Origin of the sequence: Acidovorax sp. (genome assembly GCF_046291265.1) — a bacterium.
GTDB lineage: Bacteria > Pseudomonadota > Gammaproteobacteria > Burkholderiales > Burkholderiaceae_C > Acidovorax.
This window is the reverse complement of sequence record NZ_JBKBTV010000084.1, coordinates 1-15,805: the sequence shown is the minus strand read 5'-3', so window position 1 is coordinate 15,805 and position 15,805 is coordinate 1. Positions and strand designations below refer to the sequence as shown.

The following is a 15,805-nucleotide window of genomic DNA, read 5'->3' as shown; positions in this document are numbered from 1 at the left end:
GTGTCCATGGCCGTGCCTGCCACCATGCCCTGCCGCATAGGCACCGCCTTCGGGTTCAAACGGCAGGTCTTGCGCTTTGACGATGAGGTGCATGGCGCTCAGCATGTCGGCCAGCACGTGGTCGGGTTCGATCTTGAGGTGGTCGGGCTGCAGCTCGATGGGCACGTGGCGGTTGCCCAGGTGGTAGGCGGCGCGGGTCAGGTCGAACGGGGTGCCGTGGTTCTTGCAGTGGGTGATGACCAGCACCGGCTGTGGCGCCGCAATCACGCGGACCATGGAGCCGTCTTCGGCCACCAGCACGTCACCGCCGCGCACCAGGGTGCCGCGTGGCAGAAAGATGCCCAGTTCACGTCCGGCGGAGTCGGTGGCGGCAAAGCGGCTTTTCTGGCGCACATCCCAGTCCAGCTCGATGGTGGTGGCGCGCTTGACCAGCACGGGGGCCAGGCCTTTGCCTTGGGGGATGAGTTTGGAGGCTTGGATCATGGGGTTTTGTTTCGTTGCGGCGGGCAAAACGCGCATTGTGGGCCCGGGGCGCAAGGCAGATGGCCGCTGTTGATTTACAGCGCGCGGGTCATGAAGAAGCTGTACGGGTCAGGGCCGTAGTCGGCAAAGGGGCCGCACTCGACAAAGCCGTGCTGAAAATACAGCTGGCGTGCGGGCTCAAAGAAGGGCTGTGGCCCTGTCTCCAGGCTCAACTGGGTAAAGCTGCGTGCGCGGGCCTCTTCTAGCAAATGGTTCAGCAACTGGCGGGCAATGCCCTGGCCGCGGTGGCGGGCGCTGGTGCGCATGGATTTGAGTTCTGCATGCGTGGCACTGAGCCGCTTGAGGGCGCCGGTGCCCACCAGGGTGTCACCGTCGTCCTCCGGCAGCCAAGCCGACCAGAAGGCGATGTCGGGTTGACGCAGCTGGGCCATGTCCAGCGCATGCACGCTTTCTGGTGGCGACACGGCGCGCATGTCCACCAGATGCTCTTGCATGAACGTTTCGATGCGCGGATCGCGCAGGTCGTCCAGGCGGATGTGCAGCAGGGCAGTGGCGTTGGCCATGGGGCAATCCATCCAATCGGTCAGAACAAAAAGTAGCGCTGCGCCATGGGCAGCACGGTGGCGGGCTCGCAAGTCAACAACTGCCCGTCTGCGCGCACCGAATAGGTCTGCGCGTCGATTTCCATCTTCGGGGTGTAGCTGTTGTGCACCATGTGCTGCTTGCGCACGCCCCGGATGTTGCGCACCGCGCTCAGCGTTTTGCGCAGGCCGAAGCGCTCGCCAATGCCCGCAGCCAAACCGGCCTGTGAGACGAAGGTGAGCGAGGTCTTGGCAAGGGCGCCACCAAACGCACCAAACATCGGCCGGTAGTGCACGGGCTGGGGCGTGGGGATGGAGGCATTGGGGTCGCCCATCGCGGCCATGGCGATCAAGCCACCTTTCAGGATCAGTGCGGGCTTCACGCCGAAGAACGCGGGCTTCCAGATCACGATATCGGCCCACTTGCCCACTTCGAGCGAGCCCACTTCATGGCTGATGCCGTGCGCAATGGCGGGGTTGACGGTGTACTTGGCCACGTACCGCTTGATGCGCGTGTTGTCGTTGCGGGCCGTGTCGCCAGCCAAGCTGCCGCGCTGCACCTTCATCTTGTGTGCGGTCTGCCAGGTGCGCAGGATGACTTCGCCCACGCGGCCCATGGCCTGGCTGTCGCTGGACATCATGCTGATGGCGCCCAGGTCGTGCAGGATGTCTTCGGCGGCGATGGTTTCTTTGCGGATGCGGCTTTCGGCAAAGGCCAGGTCTTCGGCAATGCTGGCATCCAGGTGGTGGCACACCATGAGCATGTCCACATGCTCGTCCAGCGTGTTGTGCGTGTACGGCATGGTGGGGTTGGTGGACGATGGCAAAAAGTTGTCTTCACCCACCACACGCAGGATGTCCGGCGCATGGCCGCCACCCGCGCCTTCGGTGTGAAACGCGCAGATGCCGCGCCCGCCCACGGCGGCGATGGTGTTTTCCACAAAGCCCGATTCGTTGAGCGTGTCGGAGTGGATGGCCACCTGCGTGTCGGTGGCTTCGGCCACGTCCAGGCAGTTGCTGATGGCCGCGGGCGTGGTGCCCCAGTCTTCGTGCAGCTTGAGGCCGATGGCGCCTGCGTCGATCTGCTCGTGCAGTGCGTCGGGCAGGCTGGCGTTGCCTTTGCCCAAAAAGCCCAGGTTCATCGGGAAGGCATCGGCCGCCTGCAGCATGCGCTCCAGGTTGAAGGGGCCGGAGGTGCAGGTGGTGGCCAGCGTGCCCGTGGCGGGGCCGGTGCCGCCGCCCAGCATGGTGGTGATGCCGCTGGCCAGCGCCTCTTCGATTTGCTGCGGGCAGATGAAATGGATGTGGCTGTCGATGCCGCCCGCGGTGACGATGTTGCCTTCGCAACTGATGACCTCGGTGCCGGGGCCGATGATGATGTCCACGCCCGGCTGGGTGTCGGGGTTGCCCGCCTTGCCGATGGCGGCGATGCGGCCTGCGCGCAGGCCAATGTCGGCCTTGAAGATGCCGGTGTGGTCAATGACGAGGGCGTTGGTGAGCACCGTGTCCACCGCCCCTTGTGCGTTGGTGCGTTGGCTTTGCGCCATGCCGTCGCGGATGGTTTTGCCGCCGCCAAACTTCACCTCTTCGCCATAGCTGCCTGCGCGCAGCGTGTGATCGGCTTCGACTTCGAGAAGGAGTTCGGTGTCAGCCAGGCGCACGCGGTCGCCCACGGTGGGGCCGAACATTTCGGCGTAGGCGCGTCGTCCAATGGTTGCCATGGTGGGGTGCTCCGCTTTTCCGGTGGGCGATAAATACTATTGTTTTGATAGCTACTAGCGCTTATCCATCAAGCGCTAGAGGCCAATTTGGCTTGAAATTTGGTGATTCAGAGCTACAGCGCGCCCTGCGTGAGGCCCTGAAAGCCGTACACCTTGCGCTCACCCGCGTAGTCCACCAGCTCTACCGTGCGCTCCTGGCCGGGCTCAAACCGCACGGCGGTGCCGGACGCGATGTTCAGCCGCATGCCACGCGCGGCGGCACGGTCAAAACCCAGGGCGTTGTTGGTCTCGGCAAAGTGGTAATGCGAGCCCACCTGGATGGGGCGGTCGCCGGTGTTGCGCACCAGCACGGTCAGCGTGCGGCGACCGGTGTTGAGCAGGTGTTCGCCGGGTTCGGTGAAGAGTTCGCCTGGGATCATGTTCAGTTCTCCATCCTTGGGTTTGCCCCCTCTCCCCTCGTGGGAGAGGGCCGGGGAGAGGGGGTCGTCGATGCAGGCACTGCGCCCGTTGAGCCCCCTCTCCCCAACCCCTCTCCCGCGCGGGGAGAGGGGCTTGTGTGCCTGTCAAGCTTGGTGGGGGTCAATGCCATCACGCCATCTGCTGCAGCAGCAACGCACCGCCGAACGCGGCCACGCCAGCACCGGCAGCGCGTGCCAGCCACACCTGCCGGTTGCGCAGCGCCCAGCCAGCCGCCAGACCGGCGCCATGCAGCAGCACCGTGGCAGCCAGCATGCCCGCCAGGGTTTGCCACGCGCTGTCGTCGCCAGCCAGCTCATAGCCGTGGGCCACGCCGTGGAACACCGCAAACACGCCGACCACCAGAGCCGCCACCACGCCGGGCACGCGCAGGCGCGACACCACGAGCAGGCCGGTGACCAGCAGCGATGCGGCAATCATCGGCTCCACCGCAGGCAGCGCCACGCCCTGCAGGCCCAGCACGGCGCCCACCAGCAGCATGGCCGCAAAGCCCACGGGGCCCCACAGCAGTTCGCGTCCGGCGCTGCGTGCCGCCAGGGCGCTCCACAAGCCCACGGCGACCATGGCGGCCAGGTGGTCCAGGCCGAAGAAGGGGTGGGCAAAGCCGCTCAGAAAGCTGTTGTGGATGTGTGATTCAGCGCCTGTATGGGCGCTAGCGCTTGTGGTGATTGCGCTGATAGCTATAAAAATCAGAGCGGCTGTGTGGCGGTGTGTGAGTGCGATGCGCATGGGGGGGCTCCACAGAGAGAGAGAGGGAGAAGAAGGGTCAGACGATGGGTTGGTGCACGGTGACGAGCTTGGTGCCATCGGGGAAAGTGGCTTCGACCTGGATGTCCGGAATCATCTCGGCGATGCCGTCCATCACGTCCGCGCGGGTCAGCACGCTGCGGCCTTCGCTCATCAATTGCGCCACGGTCTTACCGTCGCGCGCGCCTTCCATCACGGCGGCGCTGATCAGGGCCATGGCCTCGGGGTAGTTGAGCTTCAGGCCCCGGGCCTTGCGGCGCTCGGCCAGCAGGGCGGCGGTGAAGATCAGCAGCTTGTCTTTTTCGCGAGGGGTTAATTCCATTTCGTTTTACTCAATGCTGGGGTCAATGGCTCGCGCGACCGCTGGGGCGGTCGAACGCGAGGGGTGAGTTCCATGGTGTACCGGTGATCTGGTGGAAGCGAATCCATCATAGGCAGCAAGCCCCGTGCCCGCCATACGTCATCTGGCGCAAGCCCCCCAGGTGCAGTGGCATGGAAACTGCACCGGAAGGGGTGACCGCCGCCACTGCCCATGCCTCCCCACACCGCCTCCATCGCCCCTGCTGACGCTGCCCCGTTGCAGCCGACAGAGCCAGGCGTGGCTGCACATGAACCCCAGCAGGCCCCGCAGCAGGTGGTCAAGGTCCGGCGCGACTACAACAGCTGGGTGGCGACCGAGACCATGGAGGATTACGCGCTGCGCTACACGCCGCAGCGGTTTCGCAAGTGGTCTGAATGGCGGGTGGCCAACACGGCGTTTGGGGCGGCGTCGTTTCTGATCCTGGAAGCCGTGGGCGCCACGCTGTTGGTGCAGTACGGCTTCATCAACGCCTTCTGGGCCATCGTGGCCACGGGGCTCATCATCTTTTTGGCGGGGTTGCCCATCAGCGTGTACGCGGCGCGCTATGGCGTGGACATGGACCTGCTCACACGTGGCGCAGGCTTTGGCTACATAGGCTCCACGCTCACCTCGCTGATCTACGCATCGTTCACCTTCATCTTCTTCGCGCTGGAGGCCGCCGTGATGGCCTACGCGCTGGAGCTGGCGCTCGACATTCCGCCCACCTGGGGCTACCTGATCTGCGCCATTGTGGTGATTCCGCTGGTCACCCATGGCGTGTCGGCCATCAGCCGCCTGCAGATGTGGACGCAGCCGCTGTGGCTGGTGATGCTGGTGGTGCCGTTTGTGTATGTGGTTGTGCGCGATCCTGGTGCGTTTTCCGGCGTGGTGCACTACGGTGGTGAATCGATGCGCGGCGCCACGTTCCAGCTGCCCTTGTTTGGTGCGGCGCTGACCGTCGGGATTGCACTGATTACCCAGATGGGGGAGCAGGCCGACTACCTGCGCTTCATGCCTGCATCCACTCCCGCCACGCGCGGGCGCTGGTGGCTGGGCGTGCTGGTGGGTGGGCCGGGCTGGGTGGTGCTGGGGGTGCTCAAAATGCTGGGCGGTGCGCTGCTGGCCTATCTGGCGCTCACCCACATGGTGCCTGCGGAGCGTGCGGTGGACCCAAACCAGATGTACCTGGCTGCGTACGAATATGTGTTCCCCAACTACGGCTGGGCGGTGGCGGCCACGGCGTTGTTTGTGGTGATCTCGCAGCTCAAGATCAATGTGACCAACGCCTACGCGGGCTCGCTGGCGTGGTCCAACTTCTTCTCGCGCCTCACGCACAGCCACCCGGGGCGGGTGGTGTGGGTGGTGTTCAACACGCTGATCGCCTTCATGCTGATGGAGATGAACGTGTTCCGCGCCATGGGCGAGGTGCTGGGGCTGTATTCCAACATCGCCATCGCCTGGATCATGTCGGTGGTGGCCGACCTCGTCATCAACAAGCCGCTGGGCCTGTCGCCCAAGGGCATCGAGTTCAAGCGCGCGCATTTGTATGACATCAACCCGGTGGGCGTGGGGTCGATGGCGCTGGCGTCCATCGTGTCCATCAGCGCGCACCTGGGGTTTTTTGGCCCGCTGCCGCAGGCGTTCTCGGCCGTGATTGCGATGGCCGTGGCGTTTGTCACCGCGCCCTTGATTGCATGGGCCACCCAAGGGCGCTACTACATTGCGCGACAGCCTGAACCTGCTGCGTTGGCCGATGTGCAGGCAGTGCCCATGCACGGCCCCAGCAAGCCTGGTCAAGACAGCCTCGGCAGCACCATGCGCTACACCGTGCAGCGCTGCGTGATCTGCGAGCGCGAATACGAAGCGCCCGACATGGCCCAGTGCCCGGCGTACGGCGGCGCCATCTGCTCGTTGTGCTGCACGCTGGATGCACGCTGCGGCGACCTGTGCAAGCCGCACGCCAGCATGGCGGTGCAGTGGTCGGCCGCGCTGCGCTGGGTGTTGCCGCGCGCCATGTGGCGCTACCTGGACACGGGCCTGGGCCACTTTCTGCTGTTGATGCTGGTGATCGGCCCGCTGCTGGCCTCCGTCATGGGCCTGCTGTACCACCAGGAACTCAACACCATTGCCCAGGCCTTGACCAACACCGAGGTTCTGGCCGCGCCGGAGGTGGCGTTGCGCTCCGGCCTGCTCAAGGCGTATCTGGCGCTGCTGGTCATCTCGGGCATCGTGGCCTGGTGGCTGGTGCTGGCGCACAAAAGCCGCCAGGTGGCGCAGGAGGAGTCCAACCGCCAGACCGGCCTGCTGGTGCGCGAGATTGAATTGCACCGCCAGACTGACGAGGCCCTGCAGACCGCCCGCAGCGTGGCCGAGCAGGCGCGCCAAGTGGCTGAAGAAGCCAAGCGCGCCGCCGACCAGGCCAACCAGGCCAAGAGCCGCTACATCAGCGCCATCAGCCACGAGATCCGCACGCCGCTCAACTCCATCCTGGGCTATGCGCAGTTGATGGGTGAAGACGCGGGCGTGCCCCCGCACCGCAAGCAGGCGGTGCACGTGATCCGCCGCGGCGGCGAGCATTTGCTGTCGCTCATTGAAGGCACGCTGGACATCGCGCGCATCGAGTCGGGCAAGCTCACGCTGGATGTCACGCCCATGCGTTTTGCCGATGGCCTGCACGAGATGGCGAGTCTGTTCGAACTGCAGGCCGCAGCCAAGGGCCTGGCGTTTCAGTTCGATGTGCTGGGCGTGATTCCTGAAGTGGTGCGCGCTGACGAAAAGCGGCTGCGCCAGATCCTCATCAACCTGCTGGGCAATGCCGTCAAGTTCACCGCGCACGGCACCGTCACGCTGCGCGTGCGCTATGCGCGCGAGATGGCGCGCATCGAGGTGCAGGACACGGGGCCGGGCCTGACCGCCGACGAGATCGAACGCATCTTCGAGCCGTTTACGCGCGGTGGATCGGGCGGCAACGGGTCCACCTCAGCCCCTGGCGCAGGGCTGGGCCTGACCATTGCCAAGATGCTCACGGCGTTGATGGGCGGCGAGCTGACGGTGACCAGCACACCGGGCGTGGGCTCGGTGTTTCACGTCAAACTGTTTTTGCCCGAGGTGCATGCCGACGCTTTAGGTAAAACCGCCCCGCCGCCTGCCGCACTGGCAGCGCTTGCACAGCGCGCCCGCAAGGGCTACGCAGGCGAGCGCCGCCGCATCCTGGTGGTCGACAACGAAGAACCCGACCGCGAACTGCTGGTGCAACTGCTAGAACCCCTGGGCTTCGAGCTGCGCCAGGCCGCCAGCGGACACGACGCGCTGGACCTGCTGGCCACCGGCTACCGGCCGCACGCGATCTTCATGGACCTGGCCATGCCGGGCATTGATGGCTGGGAGACGCTGCGGCGCGTGCGGCACATGCACCTTGACGATGTCCAGTGCGCCATCGTGTCTGCCAATGCATTTGACAAGGCGCTCGACAACGACGTGGACATTCGCCCCGAAGACTTCATCGTGAAGCCCGTGCGCCACAGCGAACTACTGGGCTGGCTTGAGCGCAGGCTCGGCCTGCAGTGGCTATATGAAGAGCCCCCTTCCGCGCAATTGCCCGGCGTGCCTGAACCCGCCGCACCCGCTCCGCTGACCTACCCCGATGCCGCCGCCCTGGCAGCGTTGGGGCAAGTCTTGGCCCTGGGCTATTACCGTGGCATCCTCAACACCCTGGACGACATCGAATGCAGCCAGCCCGCACACAGCACCTTTGTGGCCACCATGCGGCAACTGGCTCGCCAGTTCCAGTTCGATGCCATGGGCCAAATTCTGGAGCAGGCAAAGCCACCGTGATGACCACCATCCTTCCCCCTTCGTCAGCGTCACCCGGCGCAGCGCTGGACCGTGCCGACAGCGATGTGGTCCTGATCGTGGACGACGTGCCCGACAACCTGGCCGTGCTGCACGACGCGCTGGATGAATCCGGCTACACCGTGCTGGTGGCCACGCATGGCGAAGCTGCCTTGTTACGCGCCGCGCAGGCGCTGCCGGACATCGTGCTGCTCGACGCGATGATGCCCGGCATGGACGGGTTTGAAGTCGCACGGCGGCTCAAGGCCAACCCCGCCACTGCGCACATTCCCATCATCTTCATGACGGGCCTCACCGAGACGGAACACCTCGTGGCCGCGCTGGAGGCGGGCGGTGTGGACTACGTCACCAAGCCGATCAAACCGCGCGAGGTGATGGCCCGCATGGGTGTGCACCTGGGCGCAGCCCGCAAGGCCCGCCAGGACGCGCGCCAGGCCCGCGAGGCCCGCAACGCACTCGACGCCTTTGGCTACGCCAGCATCACCGTGCGCGCGTCGGACGGCCGCATCGTCTGGCAAACCCCGCTGGCGCGCGAGCTGTTGCAAAGCTACTTTGGCGAGATAGGCCCGGACGGCACGCCCACCGCATTCGGCCAATGGGCGCCCGAGCCGGTGCAGGCCTGGCTGCGCCGCCATGTGCTGGCCGACAACGCCGCCGAGCTGCTGGCCGCTTCGCTGGCCGAACCCCCGCGCCTGGCTGTGGAGCAGGGCGCGCGCCGCCTCACCTTCCGCCTTCACCAGCAAGCGGGCGACAGTGCAGGCGGCGGCGACTGGCTCATCGTGATGCGCGAGGTGTCGGACGCGAAGATCATCGAATCCATGAGCCTGTCCTTCAAGCTCACCGCGCGCGAGGCCGAGGTGCTGTACTGGGTGGTCAAAGGCAAGATCAACCGCGACATCGGCGACATCCTGGGCGCCAGCCCTGCTACGGTGAAGAAGCACCTGGAGCGCGTGTTTGCCAAGCTGGGGGTGGAGACGCGTACGGCAGCGGCGGGTATGGCGATGAACCGCATTCGGCAGCTGCATCCGCAGTTTGAGGGGTAGGCCGCCGACGGTTTTGCCCTTGGCGTTTGTCTCTGCGCTGGCCATGGTCCTGGCCAGCAGAGCCCACCGAATTTGCTACCCTCGCTGGCATGTCCGCATCCCCCTCTGCCGCCACGCGCGGTGCTTTTTGGCGCGGCCTGTACCAGCGCCCCGCCTTTCTCCTCATTGTCACCACCCTCATCTGGGGCAGTAACGCCGTCGCGGCACGGCTGGCGGTGGGCCACGTGTCTCCCATGATGCTCACGACGGCGCGCTGGAGCATTGCCTGCATTGCGCTGTGGTTCGTCGCGCGCCAACAGGTGGTGCAGCACCTGCCCGCACTGCAGGGCCGCTGGACGTATCTGGCGCTGATGGGGGTCAGCGGCTTTACCGCGTTCAACGCGCTGTTTTACGCTGCGGCCCACCACACCACGGCGGTCAACCTGGCGCTGATTCAGGGAATGATCCCGGTGCTGGTCTTGCTGGGCGGCGTGCTGTTTCTTCGACTGCGTGTTACCGCGCTGCAGATGGTGGGGGTGGTCATCACGCTGGCGGGTGTGGCCATCGTGGCCTCGCGGGGCACCTGGGCGGTGCTGGCGGCGCTCGATTTCAACGTCGGCGATGTATGGATTTTGCTGGCCTGTGTGCTGTACGCGGGCTACACGCTGGGGCTGCGGTCCCGCCCCGTGGTGCCGCCGCTGGTGTTCTTCTCAGCGGTGGCGGGCGTTGCGGCGCTGGCCTCATTGCCGCTGCTGGCGGCCGAAGTAGCGACCGGGCACTTTTTCTGGCCCACGCTGCAGGGCTGGCTCATCCTGACCTACGTGGGGCTGCTTCCGTCGTTCGTCTCGCAGATCCTGTTTATCCGCGCGGTAGAGCTGATCGGCCCGGCGCGTGCCAGCGTGTTCCTCAACCTCAATCCCGTGTTTGGCCCTGCGCTGGCTGTGTGGGTGCTGAGCGAGCCCGTGGGGGCTTATCACGCCGTGGCGCTGGTGATGGTGCTTGGCGGTATCTGGATCGCGGAGCGCCTGGGCGCGCGGCGCTGATGTTGATATTCAGCGTGTCTGCACACGCGGCGCCTGGGCCACCTGTGGCGGTGATTGGCATCCGGCGGCTGTACCCAAGTCGAGTAGGGAAATTTTTGGTCTTTTGGCCTCTAGCGCTCATGGGTAAAGCGCTAGCAGCTATCAATTTCGAATTTTCAAGGGGTGCTGATGTCAGCGCTTCACGGCCTGCTCCAGCGCCTGCTTGTTCATCTTGGACCGCCCCACGATGCCTTTGCGCCGCGCCTCCTCGTACAACTGCTCCTTGGTACGACCTTGCGCGCCCTGGTGCGAACGCTTACCCCCGCGCACGGGCGCTGGCGTGTCACGCAGCGTCTTCGGGTTGGCCGTCTTGCTTTCACCGTGCTGGGCCCGCTCCTTGTTCACGGTGCGGGCGGCAATTTCCTCGGCCGCTTCCTGGCCTTTGCCGCGGTCCAGCAGGCTGTTCTTGATGTGTTCGTATTGGCGCTCGCGCTTGGCGCTCCAGGTGCCTCGGGGCATGATGGATCCTTTCCGTGAACAAAGGAAACAAGGGCACCGCGTGTGGGCGGTGCTGCCTGAATCCAATCTAGCCGGAGGGTGCGACACCGCCGTAGGCCATGCAAGGCGGGCGACGTAGGACGGAGGGGCGCACTGTTCGAACGCGTCTGGCCCCTCGTTTTTGAATGAAATACGGCTCTAGCGCTTATCCATCAAGCGCCAGCAGCTATTGTTTTTGAAGAACTACATCCCCAGCGATTTCAGCAGCGCATCCGTGTCGTCCGGCCCCGCAGGCGGTGGTGGGGGCACTTGCGGCGCTTCTTGTGACTGGGCCATCAGCGCGTCGGCGTCGGGCACTTCCTGGGCTTCAAAGTCGTACAGCTTGATGAACTCGGTGCGGTCGATGGCCAGTTCGAGGTAGAAGATGTTGTTGTTGCTGGTGTAGAAGGTCACGCGCCGGGCTTCCGGCTTGTCCAGGTTGGCGTCCACGCTCAGCATCACCTGCTTGTTCAGCACCAGCATCTTGGGCTGGTTTTGGGTGATGTGGGTCTGCAGCTCGCGGCGCACCTTGCCGGTGAAGTCGCCCACCACCTGGTTCATCAGCTCGCCCATCACGTTGCTTACTTCGTCCGAGGTGTACGAGGTGACCAGATCGTCCTTGGACATGCCCATGTTCAGCAGGTAGCTGGCGTACAGCTCCATCGCGGCGGCGGCCGAGAAGTTGATGATCACCAGCCCCGAAAAGCCGCCGTCAAACAACACAAAACAACCGATGTCGGGCTTCAGGCAGGTTTTGCTGATGCGCTGCACCATGCCGGAGTAGTGAATCTGCCCGTGGGTCGCCACGTTCAGCACCCGGGTGACGGAGTTGCACAGGCTGATCAGCAGGTCTTCGGTGCCGTAGACGGGGGCTTTTTCTGGATGGCTCATGGTGTGGGTCTGGGAGTGTTTTGTCAGGATAACCGCGCTGGGCAGAGCATAGGCGAAGGCGCACCGCTCTACCAGAGTGGTTTCCGTCGCAAATGGGAGAAGAAGAGAAGGGTGCGATGTCAAACAGTGCCCCATCGCTACCACGCCCAAGGCCCGGCGCCGAGCGGGATGCTGCGGGTTGACAACCCACCGGGCCCGGGTATCGTCCCCCACCATACAGAGGGAGCGTGTGATGGGTGCAGTTAGCTATGGTTTGACGGATTTTCAGGCGATTGCAACCGGCGCGGCCGTGTTGGCCAGTGGGGGAGGGGGCAGCTACAACGATGCCTGCACGATTCTTCAGGAGCTTGCCGACCAAGGCTGGAGCGGCACTGTGGACGTGCAGGGCTACGACGGTGCCACCGCTGCCTGCGTGCTGGCAATTATGGGTTCGCCGGACGCGGCCGATGGGCTGACACTGGCGGCCATTCAAAACTCCATCGCCAACACCGTGCAGGTGATGGAGGCCTCCACCGGCACTCCGCTGGGGGCGTTCATCCCCGTGGAGATTGGCCCCATCAACTCGCTGGTGCCGCTGATTGGCGCCGCCATGTCGCAACGCGCCGTGTGGGTGGTGGATGGCGACGGCGCCGGGCGCGCTGTGCCCGAGCTGCCGCAGACCACGTTCACCGGCACCGCAGCGTTGGCGCCTTGCCCCGCAGCGCTGGCCAGCGATGCATCGGTGCCTGCCAATATCGAATCGGCCGTGCTCGGCGCGTCCACCGCGTCGCGGGTCGAGACCCTGGCTGGCGGGGTGGTGTCCGGGTTTGGCGGGTATTCCGGCATTGCGATGTGGCCGTCCAACGCCAGCAATGGTTTTGCACTGTCAGGCAGCTACATCCCCGGCACGCTGGGGCAGGCGCGCGCGCTGGGGTTGCAAATGCTCCAGGCCGTCAACCCGTTGTCCACCAGTGCGGTGGCCAGCGCCATCGCCGCCATCACCGGCCGCGCGGCCCGTGCCGTGGTCACCAACTTCTTCATCACGGCGGTCACGCAGTCCACCTCCAGTGCGTCGCTCGATTCGGGCATCATCCGGCTGGACAACACCCCCGACCCCAGCCAGAGCACGCAGACGCACACCCTGTACAACCTGAACGAGAACCTCATCATGTACTCGTCCTCCAGCACCGTGCCGGACATCATCGCGCCCGACTCCATCTGCTACTACTCCGAGAGCACGGGCCGCGGCTTCTCCAACGCCAGCGATGACCTGGCCTTGTACTTTGACGCTGCCACCGGCAAAAGCACCGGCCGGGCGGTGAGCGTGATTGCCGTCCAGACCGCGCCGCAGCTCTACAACACACCGGGCGTTGTGGCCTCGTTTGCGGCATTGCTGCGCAACATGGGCTATGCGGGCGCCATGCCCGCAGCCTGATCGCGCTGCACCAACGGTATCGATGGAACCAATGTTTGCCGCCATGGTGGATGAACCGGATCTGAACAAAGAGCGGCTGGAGCTGGTGCTGGAAGCCGCCGGGCTGGACCTGTGGGAGAACGATCTGGTCACAGGCCAGGTCACCCACAAGGCCACCAAGACGTTTTTGGAGCTGGGTTTCTCTGAAGACGAAATCGTCTCGGGTGTGCAGGACATCTACGGCCTGTTTCACCCCGGCGACCTGGAGATGGTCCGTCAAGCCGTGGCCGACCATGTGAACGGCGTGACCGCGCAATACCGCGCCGAGTTCCGCCTGCGGTCCAAGGCGGGCGAATGGGTGTGGTTTGCCAATTATGGCCGCATCATGGACCGCAGCAGCGCTACCCCCGGCAAGCGGCTGATTGGTGTGACCTTCAACATCAACGACCGCAAACAAAAAGAAGACGAAATCGCGCAGATCAACCGCCAGTTGGTGGAGCAGAACAAGCTGCTGCAAGAGTTCAACACCGCGCTGGAGCTGCTGGCGTCGAACGACTCGCTCACAGGCCTGGCCAACCGGCGCACCCTGATGGAGCTGGGCGCCAACGAGTGCAAGCGCACCGAACGGTTTGACCACCCGCTGTCGCTGCTGGTGGTGGACATCGACCTGTTCAAACCCGTCAATGACGTCTGGGGGCACCTCGCGGGCGACCGCGTGATCTGCGCCGTGGCCCAGGCCTGCGCCGCGCGCAAATGCAGTGGCGTGGATATCGTGGCGCGCTTTGGCGGCGAGGAGTTCGTCATCGTATTGCCCGAAACCGATGGCGTGAGCGCCCTGCGCGTGGCCGAGTCACTGCGCCGCGAAGTGGCTGCCATGAGCGTGCCCGTCAACGAAGACGGTGCTCGCATTTCGGTCACCGTCAGCATCGGCGTGGCCACGCTGCACAAAGGCGCGGGGCTTGACTTTGAAGAGCTGGTGAACCGTGCCGACAAGGCGCTTTACCGCGCCAAGGAAGCGGGGCGCAACGCGGTGTATTGCGCGGATGTGCGTCTGGACGGGGCAGGGGGCGCGATGCATGTGTTGATCGAGCCCGTGTAGGGCGCTGGCTGCGCTGGCAGCCGCCTGCCATCCCTCACGCTCACGCCCTCGGCCATGCTCAGGCAACAGTCACGCAGCGTTCACGCAAACCTCACGCCACCCTCATTCCTCACTGGTCCACTCCACCTGCACGCCCAGGCTGCGCAGGTTCTCCACAAAGTTCGGGTGGGCGCGGCGGATGGGTGTGGCGTTGCGGATCTCCGAGCGCCCGGGCGTGCTCGCCGCCACCATGAAGAGCGCAATGGCCACGCGGATGATGTAGGGGCTCTCCACCACCGCAGGCGTCAGCGGATTGCCGCCAAAGGTCACCAGGCGGTGCGGGTCGGACTGGAACACATGCGCGCCAAACTTCGACAGCTCGCCCGCCCAGCCTAAAGCGCCGTCATACACCTTGTTCCAGAACAGCGCATTGCCCTCGGCCCGCACGCCCAGGGCAATGAAGATGGGCAGCAGGTCCACCGGAAAGTACGGCCAGGGCGCGGCCTCCACCTTGGTCAGCACGTTGCTGGTGAACGGCGTCTGTACTTTGAGCGGGCTAGCACAGTGCGCGCGCGACCAGCCGTCCTCGTGCGTGATGGTGACGCCGAACTTGGCAAAGGTGCGGTCGATGAGCGGAAAATTCTCGGGCGCGCTGTTCTTCACCACCACGTCGCCACCGGTGATCGCGCCCAGCGCGAGGAAGGTCGTGATCTCATGGAAATCTTCGTCAAAGCGAAACTCGCCACCGCGCAGTTGCGTGCCGCCATGCACCGTGATGCGCGACGTGCCCATGCCCTCGATGCGCACGCCGATCAGCATCATGAAGCGGCAGAACTCTTGCACATGCGGCTCTGACGCGGCATTGGTCAGCACCGACGTGCCCTCGGCCGTGGCCGCACACAGCACGAAGTTTTCGGTGGTGGTCACCGATGCATAGTCCAGCCAGTGGTGGTTGGCCTGCAGCCGACCCGCGCTGCGGATCAGCAGCGAGCCCTCGGCCCGTTCCACCGTGCCGCCAAAGCGGCGGAACACCTCCACATGCGGATCAATCTCGCGCACGCCCAGCGTGCAGCCTTTGACGTTGTCCTCCAGCCGCGCCAAGCCAAAGCGCGCTAGCAGCGGCGGCACCAGCATGATGGACGAGCGCATCTCTTCGGGCAGGCGGTGGTGGGTGGCGTCGAAGGTGGTGGCGTGGTGGTGCAGGTCCAGCGTGCCTGTGGTGTGGTCCATGCGCACATCGCTGCCCAGGGTGCGGAAGATGTTGAGGATCTTGCGCACGTCGGTGATGTCGGGCACGCCCAGCAGCCTGAGCGGCTCGTTGGTGAGCAACGTGGCGCACAGCACGGGAAGCACGGCGTTCTTGTTGGCAGATGGCGTGATGCGGCCCTTGAGCGGGGTGCCGCCGTGGACGACGAGGTTGGACATGGGGAGGGAGGTAGAAGTGGCCTGGGCGGGCCAGGGGTTACGCGAGGTCGATACTCTAACTGGGTTGGGATTTTGTTGTGTTTTGGGGCGGTGTGCCTGGTTTGTGGGCGGAGGCCGGGGAGCGCGCCCGGCAGCGCGGTAACTTTCTTTCGCGTCGCCGAAAGAAAGTTACCAAAGAAAGGGCGACCCCCAGTCTGCGACCCCTGCGCTTCGCTACGGGGCGACCTGCGTCGGGG

General features: G+C 65.0%; 14 protein-coding genes. 5 read left to right on the top strand and 9 right to left on the bottom strand.

What is annotated here, in order from left to right; translation table 11 throughout:
• The 6 genes from ureE to ACK41V_RS21460 all read right to left on the bottom strand — a co-directional run.
• The coding region (ureE, locus tag ACK41V_RS21485; protein ID WP_409785414.1) for an urease accessory protein UreE at window positions 1–483 on the bottom strand (483 nt) is incomplete at its 3' end.
• 74 nt (window positions 484–557) lie between these two features.
• Window positions 558–1,046, bottom strand: a complete 489-nt coding sequence (locus ACK41V_RS21480; RefSeq protein WP_409785412.1) for a GNAT family N-acetyltransferase — start codon at window positions 1,044–1,046, stop codon at window positions 558–560.
• A 20-nt stretch (window positions 1,047–1,066) separates the two neighbouring features.
• The gene (ureC, locus tag ACK41V_RS21475; protein ID WP_409785410.1) at window positions 1,067–2,785 is read right to left on the bottom strand and encodes an urease subunit alpha; all 1,719 of its coding nucleotides are present in this window, start codon (window positions 2,783–2,785) and stop codon (window positions 1,067–1,069) included.
• A gap of 113 nt (window positions 2,786–2,898) precedes the next feature.
• A complete protein-coding gene (locus ACK41V_RS21470) occupies window positions 2,899–3,204 on the bottom strand; it encodes an urease subunit beta (protein ID WP_409785408.1) in 306 nt (101 codons plus the stop codon).
• 169 nt (window positions 3,205–3,373) lie between these two features.
• The gene (locus ACK41V_RS21465) at window positions 3,374–3,991 is read right to left on the bottom strand and encodes a HupE/UreJ family protein (protein WP_409785406.1); all 618 of its coding nucleotides are present in this window, start codon (window positions 3,989–3,991) and stop codon (window positions 3,374–3,376) included.
• A gap of 37 nt (window positions 3,992–4,028) precedes the next feature.
• On the bottom strand, window positions 4,029–4,331 hold the full coding sequence (locus ACK41V_RS21460; protein WP_007855627.1) for an urease subunit gamma: 303 nt from the start codon (window positions 4,329–4,331) through the stop codon (window positions 4,029–4,031).
• A 210-nt stretch (window positions 4,332–4,541) separates the two neighbouring features.
• Here ACK41V_RS21460 and ACK41V_RS21455 point away from each other — a divergent pair, with 210 nt between their 5' ends.
• The 3 genes from ACK41V_RS21455 to ACK41V_RS21445 all read left to right on the top strand — a co-directional run bounded on the left by ACK41V_RS21455 (window position 4,542) and on the right by ACK41V_RS21445 (window position 10,266).
• Window positions 4,542–8,183, top strand: coding sequence for an ATP-binding protein (locus ACK41V_RS21455; protein WP_409785403.1), 3,642 nt, complete (start codon window positions 4,542–4,544; stop codon window positions 8,181–8,183).
• The gene (locus ACK41V_RS21450) at window positions 8,183–9,244 is read left to right on the top strand and encodes a response regulator (protein ID WP_409785402.1); all 1,062 of its coding nucleotides are present in this window, start codon (window positions 8,183–8,185) and stop codon (window positions 9,242–9,244) included. The genes ACK41V_RS21455 and ACK41V_RS21450 overlap by 1 nt, the downstream gene beginning before the upstream one ends.
• An 89-nt stretch (window positions 9,245–9,333) precedes the next feature.
• Window positions 9,334–10,266, top strand: coding sequence for a DMT family transporter (locus ACK41V_RS21445; protein WP_409785400.1), 933 nt, complete (start codon window positions 9,334–9,336; stop codon window positions 10,264–10,266).
• Window positions 10,267–10,437: 171 nt separating this feature from the next.
• On the opposite strand, the gene ACK41V_RS21440 is transcribed toward ACK41V_RS21445, so the two are convergent.
• Window positions 10,438–10,764, bottom strand: a complete 327-nt coding sequence (locus ACK41V_RS21440) for a plasmid stabilization protein (RefSeq protein ID WP_409785399.1) — start codon at window positions 10,762–10,764, stop codon at window positions 10,438–10,440.
• 222 nt (window positions 10,765–10,986) lie between these two features.
• Complete coding sequence (locus tag ACK41V_RS21435; protein WP_409785397.1) at window positions 10,987–11,673, bottom strand: DUF3334 family protein; 687 nt, start codon at window positions 11,671–11,673, stop codon at window positions 10,987–10,989.
• 232 nt (window positions 11,674–11,905) lie between these two features.
• On the opposite strand from ACK41V_RS21435, the gene ACK41V_RS21430 reads away from it, so the two are divergent.
• Window positions 11,906–13,087, top strand: coding sequence for a DUF917 family protein (locus tag ACK41V_RS21430; protein WP_409785395.1), 1,182 nt, complete (start codon window positions 11,906–11,908; stop codon window positions 13,085–13,087).
• 22 nt (window positions 13,088–13,109) lie between these two features.
• Complete coding sequence (locus ACK41V_RS21425; RefSeq protein ID WP_409785394.1) at window positions 13,110–14,165, top strand: GGDEF domain-containing protein; 1,056 nt, start codon at window positions 13,110–13,112, stop codon at window positions 14,163–14,165.
• A gap of 102 nt (window positions 14,166–14,267) precedes the next feature.
• On the opposite strand, the gene ACK41V_RS21420 is transcribed toward ACK41V_RS21425, so the two are convergent.
• Window positions 14,268–15,569, bottom strand: coding sequence for a UDP-N-acetylglucosamine 1-carboxyvinyltransferase (locus tag ACK41V_RS21420; protein ID WP_409785392.1), 1,302 nt, complete (start codon window positions 15,567–15,569; stop codon window positions 14,268–14,270).
• Between the last annotated feature and the right edge of the window lie 236 nt (window positions 15,570–15,805).

Bases quoted from the DNA above. Each gene is read 5' to 3' on its own strand.
- ACK41V_RS21480 (WP_409785412.1), bottom strand. From the start codon at position 1,046: ATGGCCAACGCCACTGCCCTGCTGCACATCCGCCTGGACGACCTGCGC.
- ureC (WP_409785410.1), bottom strand. From the start codon at position 2,785: ATGGCAACCATTGGACGACGCGCCTACGCCGAAATGTTCGGCCCCACC.
- ACK41V_RS21470 (WP_409785408.1), bottom strand. From the start codon at position 3,204: ATGATCCCAGGCGAACTCTTCACCGAACCCGGCGAACACCTGCTCAAC.
- ACK41V_RS21465 (WP_409785406.1), bottom strand. From the start codon at position 3,991: ATGCGCATCGCACTCACACACCGCCACACAGCCGCTCTGATTTTTATA.
- ACK41V_RS21460 (WP_007855627.1), bottom strand. From the start codon at position 4,331: ATGGAATTAACCCCTCGCGAAAAAGACAAGCTGCTGATCTTCACCGCC.
- ACK41V_RS21455 (WP_409785403.1), top strand. From the start codon at position 4,542: ATGCCTCCCCACACCGCCTCCATCGCCCCTGCTGACGCTGCCCCGTTG.
- ACK41V_RS21450 (WP_409785402.1), top strand. From the start codon at position 8,183: ATGACCACCATCCTTCCCCCTTCGTCAGCGTCACCCGGCGCAGCGCTG.
- ACK41V_RS21445 (WP_409785400.1), top strand. From the start codon at position 9,334: ATGTCCGCATCCCCCTCTGCCGCCACGCGCGGTGCTTTTTGGCGCGGC.
- ACK41V_RS21440 (WP_409785399.1), bottom strand. From the start codon at position 10,764: ATGCCCCGAGGCACCTGGAGCGCCAAGCGCGAGCGCCAATACGAACAC.
- ACK41V_RS21435 (WP_409785397.1), bottom strand. From the start codon at position 11,673: ATGAGCCATCCAGAAAAAGCCCCCGTCTACGGCACCGAAGACCTGCTG.
- ACK41V_RS21430 (WP_409785395.1), top strand. From the start codon at position 11,906: ATGGGTGCAGTTAGCTATGGTTTGACGGATTTTCAGGCGATTGCAACC.
- ACK41V_RS21425 (WP_409785394.1), top strand. From the start codon at position 13,110: ATGGAACCAATGTTTGCCGCCATGGTGGATGAACCGGATCTGAACAAA.
- ACK41V_RS21420 (WP_409785392.1), bottom strand. From the start codon at position 15,569: ATGTCCAACCTCGTCGTCCACGGCGGCACCCCGCTCAAGGGCCGCATC.